At 41.1% G+C, this 8916-nt stretch carries 9 protein-coding genes and 1 pseudogene; all 10 read right to left on the bottom strand.

Annotated features, from left to right (window positions below; translation table 11 throughout):
• Nucleotides 1-27 precede the first annotated feature (27 nt).
• Nucleotides 28-399: a VOC family protein gene (locus tag AB5Z52_RS14860; RefSeq protein WP_137264419.1), complete on the bottom strand. Its 372-nt coding sequence runs from the start codon at nucleotides 397-399 to the stop codon at nucleotides 28-30.
• A gap of 5 nt (nucleotides 400-404) precedes the next feature.
• Entirely contained in the window at nucleotides 405-824 is a 420-nt protein-coding gene (locus tag AB5Z52_RS14855; RefSeq protein ID WP_005471385.1) for a DUF1149 family protein, read from the bottom strand.
• Between the two features lie 227 nt (nucleotides 825-1051).
• Nucleotides 1052-2095, bottom strand: coding sequence for a SepM family pheromone-processing serine protease (locus AB5Z52_RS14850; RefSeq protein WP_021149767.1), 1044 nt, complete (start codon nucleotides 2093-2095; stop codon nucleotides 1052-1054).
• Nucleotides 2085-2579: a pantetheine-phosphate adenylyltransferase gene (gene coaD / locus AB5Z52_RS14845; protein WP_003126473.1), complete on the bottom strand. Its 495-nt coding sequence runs from the start codon at nucleotides 2577-2579 to the stop codon at nucleotides 2085-2087. Before coaD ends, AB5Z52_RS14850 begins: the two co-directional genes overlap by 11 nt.
• A 1-nt stretch (nucleotide 2580) precedes the next feature.
• Nucleotides 2581-3135 (bottom strand): 16S rRNA (guanine(966)-N(2))-methyltransferase RsmD, encoded by a 555-nt coding sequence (rsmD, locus tag AB5Z52_RS14840; RefSeq protein WP_003126470.1) that lies wholly within the window; start codon nucleotides 3133-3135, stop codon nucleotides 2581-2583.
• Nucleotides 3136-3236: 101 nt separating this feature from the next.
• Nucleotides 3237-3584, bottom strand: a complete 348-nt coding sequence (locus AB5Z52_RS14835; protein WP_003126468.1) for a YlbG family protein — start codon at nucleotides 3582-3584, stop codon at nucleotides 3237-3239.
• Nucleotides 3556-3999 (bottom strand): YlbF family regulator, encoded by a 444-nt coding sequence (locus AB5Z52_RS14830; RefSeq protein ID WP_003126467.1) that lies wholly within the window; start codon nucleotides 3997-3999, stop codon nucleotides 3556-3558. Before AB5Z52_RS14830 ends, AB5Z52_RS14835 begins: the two co-directional genes overlap by 29 nt.
• Entirely contained in the window at nucleotides 3989-5119 is a 1131-nt protein-coding gene (locus AB5Z52_RS14825) for a CAP-associated domain-containing protein (protein ID WP_081132028.1), read from the bottom strand. The genes AB5Z52_RS14830 and AB5Z52_RS14825 overlap by 11 nt, the downstream gene beginning before the upstream one ends.
• A gap of 16 nt (nucleotides 5120-5135) precedes the next feature.
• Nucleotides 5136-8544: pseudogene (locus AB5Z52_RS14820) on the bottom strand (pyruvate carboxylase).
• Between the two features lie 21 nt (nucleotides 8545-8565).
• On the bottom strand, nucleotides 8566-8916 hold a 351-nt coding region (locus AB5Z52_RS14815; RefSeq protein WP_368266984.1), incomplete at its 5' end, for an FtsW/RodA/SpoVE family cell cycle protein.

The raw sequence follows: 8916 nt of genomic DNA, 5'->3' as shown, positions 1-8916 counted from the left end.
CAGTTAAGTACTGGGAATTCTCTTTTTTTATTTTCCAGAAACAGCAAAGTAATTACCATCTGGATCTGCAAAATTAAAGACCATTCGTTCTTCCATCTGGATCAGGTCGCCAACTTCTACATTTGTATCTAGTAATTTCTTGTAAAGCGTTGTGATATCTTCCGAAAAAAACATGATCGATGGTGAGTTCAATGCTACTTCAGGAGAATGGGCTTCAATAAAGCCTTTATCATAAAGCATAAAACGAGCATCTGATTCGCTGCTTGGTGCTATTTCAACGATAGAAGTCCCATCTGCCGTTTGCTCATCAATGATTTCAAATCCCAATGATTGCCAAAACGCAACGGATTTGGGCACGTCCTCTACATATAATATGATCTGCATTTGATTCGCAAACATATCTCTCACTCCTCTGTTGTTGATGATTCTGATGTTTCTGAGGCTTCATTTGAAGTATTGAAATTCAATTGCAGACCTGGTTTGTCGGTAATGATTTCTGTTACTTCATAGGTTAAGCGTTTGATAATATCAAACAGCGGCTCCACTAAGCGGTCTGTCTCCGCTTTGCTTAAGTCTTCACCTGAACGGACTTGCCGGTTCAAGATGTGATTGACCTGCCCTACCCGACCGGACAGCACATATTCAGGAAAAACGAGTTGAAATTCCAAGCGGGCGCCAATAATACTATTTTGTTTCATATACTCTTCATCTTGTACCTTCAACGGGGCAAAGCCAACATTCAATTTGGTTTCCATTTCTTTGTCTTTAGGCTTCATATCGAAATGATAAGCTTCGACGATTGGTTGTTGTCGTTTGATTTCCACAGTCTTCACACTCCTTGATTAAAAGTATAGCATACCGATGACATCCAGCCTACCTTCATTAAAAAAATCCAGACAAAAAGAAGCAAGATCTCTTCCATGCTAGAAAACTTGTTCCGTCGTTACAATTGGATCGTTAGGATACAATCTTGACTTGATAAATTGTTTTTCTATCTGATGATTCTTGCTTCCTGATGGATTCTTGCTTCTATTTCGTTAAGTAAAATTTTTTATTTAAGCGTTTTGAGATAATCTAGTGCATCTTGCACATTTGAGACTGGTACGATCTTCATGTCAGTCCCTAGTTTCTTCGCAGCTGCTAAAGCTTCTTGATAATTTGTTTTGATCGAAGGATCAACTTCTTTTTCTTCCTTCGTGATTTCATCCTCTGGTGCAAAAAAGATTTCTACACCACTTTCACTTGCGCTTGCTACTTTTTTATCGATACCACCAATGCGGCCAACGGTTCCGTCACTGGAAATCGTTCCAGTACCGGCAATATTATGCCCTTTACGCAGGTTTTGCTGCGTCAATTGTTCGTAGATTTCTAATGTGAACATCAAGCCTGCTGATGGCCCACCGATATTTCCTGCATCAATAACAATATCTTGATCTGAACTTATTTCCGTATGGTCAACTAACGAAATGCCGATGCCGGCTTTTTTATTCGATGGCAATTCAATCAGCGATCCGGTTGCTTCTTTTTCTACATCATCTTGGAGATACGTCACTTGGATCTTATCACCGACTTTTTGACTTTGAACATAATCAATAAAATCTTGACTGTTGTCAAACCGTTTTCCATTGACAGCTACTACTGTATCACCAACAGAAATTTTTCCTTTGAAGCTAGAGTTGGACTCTACACCCATAACATAAACACCTTTATAGTTCATTGTGTAGGGAATATCTGCTAGCTTCAGTGCTTGCTCAATGGCACTATTTTGAGAGGATTCCATGTAGTAACGTTGGATCCGATTGTACTCTTCATCCGTTGCACCGCCAAAAAGTTCTTCTTCAGAAACCAAGTCTTGAAATTGATTAAATTTACTGCCAATTGCCGTAAAAACGGTTGCCTGCCGAATACCGACACTGGTCAATGAAAACGAGCCATCGTTTTGATCTTTTTGGTCATTGACTGTAATTAGTTCTTTCAAATTGATCGTTGCCCCAGGCTGTTCAATATAATAAGGGATTGGTAAAAAGGCACAGGCGGCAACTACTAATGCTGCAACAAGTAATAAGGTATATTTAACGGTTGATTTAAGATTCATGAGCATCACGCTTCTTTACGATTGCTTGGTAAATATTTGGTGGTAAATAGGCTTCCACATCGCCACCGAAATGCAAGATTTCTTTTAGCAAACTTGAACTAATATAACTGTATTTGGCATTTGCCAATAAAAAGACTGTTTCGAGCGTCGGATCTAAGTGGTGATTCATTTCCATGATATCTCGTTCGTACTCATAATCCTTGACACTCCGAATTCCTCGCAGTAAAAATTGGGCACCCATTTTTTTGGCAGCCGTAACGGTCAATTCCGTCTCTTGCGCAACAACGCGAACATTCGGGACATGCGCTAGTGCCTCAGTGATCAATTCCACTTTTTCGCCACCGGTAAAGAAGTTGACTTTACTAGTATTCACAAAGACACCAATGATCAATTCATCAAAAAGGGAAGCTCCCCGTTCGATCAGATCTACGTGACCAGCAGTCAATGGGTCGAAACTGCCCGGAAATAATGCTATTCTCTTCATCTTATCCCTCATTTCTATAAATCGTGACTGCCGTAATCCCATAAACCTGCCGTCTACTTTGGACCAATGTGCCAATCCTCTCTGGCAAATCCACTTCTTTTGCTGTTTCGCAAACAATGACCGCATGAGTTGCCATAAGATCCGCTTGTACCATTTGTTCCAGCTGCAAAACCAGCTCTTGCTTCGCATAAGGAGGATCCAAAAAAATATAGTCGAACTGCTGTTGAGTGCCCACAAATTCTTTTAGGGCTTGTTTGGCATCCATTTTTAAAACAGTAAACTTTTCGGGCTCCTTTGTGATGCCAATATTTTCTCGAATAATCTTAATCGCTGGATAACTGCGATCGACACAGATGGCATGTGCGGCGCCGCGAGAAACAGCTTCAATAGCTAATCCGCCACTGCCCGCAAATAAATCCAATACCAAGCCGCCATCTAAATAAGGACCAATCATATTAAAAATCGATTCTTTCACTTTATCGGTGGTTGGTCGGGTATTATCCCCGCTTAAGCTCTTCAATTTTCTTCCTCGATAATCTCCTGCAACAACACGCATATGCGTTCCTCCAAAGGTTCCATAATTTCTTAAAAAAGTATTCCAGTGACCGTCATCTTTTTGAGCAACAAAAATGGGTGCGATTGGCACCCAAACTTTTGTTATACATTTTCTGCCAGTCGAATCGTCGTATTTTTTTCTTCCACATCAAATCCATCATCACTCACTTGATATGCTGCGTCAGTGCCGATTTTTTCCGCAAAATTCATCTCAACATCTGGTCGATATGAAGGTTCCACTTGCCGTACGAAATGAAATTGTTCGATTTTATTTTTTTTCATTTCATAGTCTTCTTCATTCAAGTACATGACCACATATTTCATTTTGCGTGACACATAATGGACAAATCCGAATCTGCGTAAATTTTTTAATTGGCGTAAACTATAGACCCATACGATCAGTCCCCGTCGTTTTTGGATCTCAAACGTTTCTTTCGTCTCCTCTTGCATGACAACTTCCTCCACATGTTGATTTTGATTGAAAAAAAGGACTTCCAGCGTCCACTTTGACTTCCTCTGAGAAACAATCAGCAATCGACACTGTGATCTCATCAAGCAAGACTTGCAGCTGGTTTTCACTGTGTCGAAATTCTCCGACTTGAGGATTCAAATCAAGTGCCCTTTTGGCTTTGCGTAATGCCCGCTGCTGTTCTTTATACCCGGGAGCAAACGTGCCATAAGCAGCGATTTTTTCAAAATCGGTCTTTTTATGTACAAATGAATCAATTAATCCCAATACTTCTTGGTCTTGGTACATCGCCTTCTTGTTGTAACAATAAGAGCGAAACAACTGACTATTCTTGATACTGGAAATTAATTGTTCAATTTGGTCTTCAATTGCATATAAATGGTCATTATAAATCATCTGATGTGCTATCCTCTGTGTGTTCATTCTCATCTTCTTGGATTAAGACTACCATATTTGCTTTAGAAAAAGCAATTCCTATCTTCTCAGGGGTTTGATTCGATAAAACATTGTAAACCGAAGGATCACTATACCATGATAAAATCGTAAATGTCGGATCGTAGACAGGTGCTTCAAAGATGGAAGAAACGGTTGAAATTTCCTTTTCCTTTAAAATATCCTGCCATTCTTCTTGGGTCAGAGTGAAGGTGCTGGTTCGTTCTGCTGTCAATGCTTTTTGATAGGCATGAATCCGTTGAGATGTTAAGTGATCCGAAAGATTCTCCGTGATTTCTTGAAGGAGATCTTTGGCTTCACTATGAGTATCTAAAGCCATCCCAAAACTTTCCAGCTCTTTTTGATCACGCATTTTTTGGATGATCACAAAAGCTAACGTTTCTTTTTCAAGAGCAGCTGTTTCTTGGTTCACTGTTTGAGACTCTTGAAACAGCGGCAGCTCCCCTTCTGTTAATTGATAAGGAGACAGCTTCAATAATGTCGTTTGATCCAGATAAGTGACTGCTGCTAATTCCGATGTCTTTTGATCAAAAAACAAAACCGCGAAAGTGCCATTGTCAAACGCCACTAAGGGACGATAGTTCATATCTTGTTCCATAAGTTCAAAACTCACTGAACGATCATTTTGACTCAATGTAAAATTCGGATAGATCATCGTAAGCTCTGTAAGATCTGTCATTGTCATCCCAATCGAAAATGGGGCTAAGGATGCGCCGCCTTGGCCAATCACTTTGATTGCCTGAACACTTTCGCCGTCGGTGTTGATTTCGAGATATTGTTGATCATCTAGGTGATTGTATACGCGAACTTCAAAGTCATATCCTGTGCGATACGTGCGTATCGGCGAGCCAAAATCTTCTTCAAAATCAGAAAGAGGTTCACCGATCGCTTTTGCTAAGCCATCTGCTTTGATTGGTTCATAATTCAAATTGGTAGGCGCTTTTACAGGATTATCAAAAAGAGGTCTTGAAGGAGAAACCCGCTGAAAAAATACTGGCTGCAGATAGACGACGACCAGCGCCAAAATAAACAAGCAGCAAAATAAAATTCCTCTATGTTTCATCTTCAAGACCTACTTCCTACTTCTCTTTGATTTCGATCAGCAAATCACCTGATGTGATGGCTTCTCCTTCTGCAACATAGACGTGTTCTACCACACCTGAGAAACGAGCTTCGATCGCTGTTTCCATCTTCATCGCTTCAGTTACTAGAACGGTTTGTCCTTTCGCTACCCGATCCCCTTTTTTGACTAATACTTGTAGAACAGAACCTGACATCGTTGCACCAATTTGTTCTTTATTTGTTGGCTCAGCTTTGCGTTTTGTTTGAACGGAGCTGATGATCGAATGATCTTTGACTAAGATCTCCCGACGTTGTCCATTCAAGTTAAAGAACAACGTGCGGTTGCCTTCAATATCTGGTTCGCCGATTTCATCCAAGCGGATGATCAAGATTTTCCCTTTTTCAAGTTCAACATTGATCGTTTCACCTAATCGCATCCCATTAAAGAATGTTGGTGTATCTAGGACCTTGACGTCGGCAAACTGTTCATATGCTTTTCGGTAGTCTAAAAAGACTTGCGGATACATCAAATAGCTCAATACTTCTTCTGTTTTAGGCTGGTAGCCGATCTTTTCTGCTAATTCGGCTTTGACTTTTTCAAAATCTACTGGTTCAGCAAACGCACCAGGACGTTCTGTGAATGATCCGTTGTAATTCTTTTGGAAAACCGCCGACTGGTTGACCTAGTTCACCTTGGAAGAAAGTAACGACTGATTCTGGAAAACTTAAGGTTTCACCTTTATCATAAATGTCTTGTTCAGATAACCCGTTTTGTACCATGAAAAGAGCCATATCGCCAACCACTTTTGATGATGGCGTGACTTTGACGATATCACCGAACATCATATTGACTTCATGATAAACTTCTTTGATTTCGTCCCATTTTTCCCCAAGTCCCACTGCTTTTGCTTGTTGTTGCAGGTTCGAATATTGACCACCAGGCATCTCGTGTTTATACACTTCTGTCTGAGGAGCATTCAACCCATTCTCGAAAGGATGGTAATACATACGCACATCTTCCCAGTAATGATTCAACTGCTGGATATTATCGACATTAATTTCTGGACAACGTTCGCCGTTGACTAACGCATAGTAAAGGCTACTCATACTTGGCTGGCTAGTTGCTCCACTGACTGCAGACATAGCAACATCGACAATATCGACACCCGCTTTGGTTGCGGCAGAGTAAGTGATGATGCCATTGCCACTCGTGTCGTGGGTGTGCAGATGAATTGGTACATCAATACTCGCTTTCAGTTCACTGATCAAGCGATACGCCGCTTGTGGTTTCAGCAATCCTGCCATATCCTTGATCGCAATGATATGTGCACCAAGATTTTGCAACTCCTTGGCCATATCCTTATAATAATCGATCGAGTATTTTTGACGAGTCGGATCATTGATATCTCCGGTATAACAGATCGCTGCTTCTGCAATTTTGCCTGCGTCCCTTACTGCTTGGATGCTTTTTTCCATTTGCGGAACCCAGTTCAAGCTATCAAAAATTCGGAAGACATCGATTCCTTGCGCAGCAGATTCTTTGATAAATTCTTCTAACACATTATCTGGATAATTTGAATATCCCACCGCATTTGATCCTCGAAACAGCATTTGTAACAATGTGTTCGGCATTTTCTTACGAAACATACGCAGCCGTTCCCATGGATCTTCTGTCAAGAAACGGTAAGCAACATCAAACGTTGCTCCGCCCCACATTTCACTGGAGAATAGTTGAGGAATCCCCTCTTCTGTCAACGCAGCGATCTTCTTGAAGTCCTGGGTACGAACTCGTGTAGCCAGCAAGCTTTGATGCGCATCACGGAAAGTCGTATCCGTTAGTAAAACATTTTTTTGCTGATTGATCCAACGAATGACGCCATCAGCACCTTGAGTATCTAAAATGGTTTTAGCCGATACGAAATCAGGCAATGTCTCAATCTGTTGCGGAATTCTTGGATCATTATAAAATGGTTTTTTTTGTTTCTCGATTCCCGGAAAGCCATTGATCGTAATCTCACCGATATATTTCATTGTTTTATTTCCGCGGTCGCGAATGCGAGGAAACTCAAACAATTCAGGAGTATTATCAATAAATGTCGTTTTCGCTTCGCCAGAACGAAATTGCGGATGAGAAACAACATTGCGCATAAAGAGAATATTGGTTTTGACTCCACGAACCCGAAATTCTTTCAAGCAGCGCATCATTTTTTGAATCGCTTGATCAAATGTCGCTGCATGGGTACAAACTTTTACCAGCAATGAATCAAAATAGGGAGTTACAACGGCGCCAGCATAGGCATTACCAACATCTAGCCGAACGCCAAAACCACCAGGTGAACGATAAGTATCGATTTTTCCAGTATCAGGCATAAAGTTATTGGCAGGATCTTCTGTCGTTACACGACACTGGATCGCAACCCCTTCAAAGTGGATATCCTTTTGTTGCGGGATTCCGATTTCTTTGTGCAAGTCTTTCCCTTGAGCAATCAAAATTTGTGTCGTTACAATGTCCAAGTTAGTGATCATTTCAGTAATGGTATGCTCTACTTGAACCCGAGGATTCACTTCGATAAAGTAAAAGTTGTCTCCTTCTACCAAAAACTCTACGGTTCCCGCATTGATATACCCGACATGTTTCATCAACTGTACCGCAGCTTGACAAATTTTTTCTCGTTGGGCAGCATTCATTGATACACATGGAGCGACTTCCACCACTTTTTGGTGTCGACGTTGGACAGAACAATCTCTTTCAAATAGATGGACAACATTGCCATGACTGTCCCCTAATATTTGCACTTCGATATGTTTTGGATTACTGATGTATTTCTCTACATAGACTTCATCACTACCAAATGCCGCTTTCGCTTCGCTTTTCGCTCGTTCGTAACCTTCACGGGCTTCTTTCTCATCGTGAGCGACCCGCATGCCGCGGCCACCACCGCCTAAGGCTGCTTTGATCATGATTGGATAACCATGGGTTTCAGCAAACAGCAAAACGTCATCAATAGTGTTGACGGGTCCGTCGGAACCTGGAATGGATTGGATACCAGCCTCGATTGCAGCTGTTTTGGCTTTGATTTTATCGCCAAAGATATCCAGATGGTGTGTCGAAGGTCCAATAAAAATCAAGCCTTCTTCTTCACAGCGTTGCGCAAACGCTAAATTCTCGGATAAAAATCCGTAACCGGGATGAATCGCTTCGGCACCGGCCTTTTTCGCGGTGCGAATAATATCTTCTATGTCCAGATAGGCTTCAATGGGGCGCTTGCCTTTTCCGACAAGATACGCTTCATCCGCTTTAAAACGATGGACTGAATATTCATCTTCTGCAGCGTAGATACCCACTGTTTTGATGCCCAACTCTGCACACGCACGGAAAACTCGAATCGCGATTTCTCCACGATTAGCGACTAATACTTTTTTCATCATACCACTCCATTCCATTGATCAATAATTCAAACTATATTGTTTCCTCTTTTCTTCTGCACTAATGTTCAAAATAAAGCCGATACAAATCGACAACATTAACAAACTTGATCCTCCTTGACTCAAAAAAGGAAAAGTGATCCCCGTTAACGGAATCAAGCCGGTGATCCCACCTAAATTGATAAAGATCTGTGACATAAATAATGTCCCGATCCCAATACACATCATGGAATTAAAGGAATCTCTTGATCGAATGCCAATCAAAAACATTCTTCCTACCATATAAAAGAGAATCCCTAACAAAACGATTGAGGGAATCAAGCCAAGTTCTTCCATCACGATTGAAAAAATATAATCGGTATGGGCTTCATT

The organism is Enterococcus sp. RTP21361st1_A6_RTP21361_211029, from assembly GCF_040910045.1.
GTDB lineage: Bacteria > Bacillota > Bacilli > Lactobacillales > Enterococcaceae > Enterococcus_D > Enterococcus_D gallinarum.
This window is presented reverse-complemented; position numbering and strand designations above follow the sequence as displayed.

Coding starts and splice junctions, on each gene's coding strand:
- AB5Z52_RS14860 (WP_137264419.1), bottom strand. CDS start 399: ATGTTTGCGAATCAAATGCAGATCATATTATATGTAGAGGACGTGCCC.
- AB5Z52_RS14850 (WP_021149767.1), bottom strand. CDS start 2,095: ATGAATCTTAAATCAACCGTTAAATATACCTTATTACTTGTTGCAGCA.
- coaD (WP_003126473.1), bottom strand. CDS start 2,579: ATGAAGAGAATAGCATTATTTCCGGGCAGTTTCGACCCATTGACTGCT.
- rsmD (WP_003126470.1), bottom strand. CDS start 3,135: ATGCGTGTTGTTGCAGGAGATTATCGAGGAAGAAAATTGAAGAGCTTA.
- AB5Z52_RS14835 (WP_003126468.1), bottom strand. CDS start 3,584: ATGCAAGAGGAGACGAAAGAAACGTTTGAGATCCAAAAACGACGGGGA.
- AB5Z52_RS14830 (WP_003126467.1), bottom strand. CDS start 3,999: ATGATTTATAATGACCATTTATATGCAATTGAAGACCAAATTGAACAA.
- AB5Z52_RS14825 (WP_081132028.1), bottom strand. CDS start 5,119: ATGAAACATAGAGGAATTTTATTTTGCTGCTTGTTTATTTTGGCGCTG.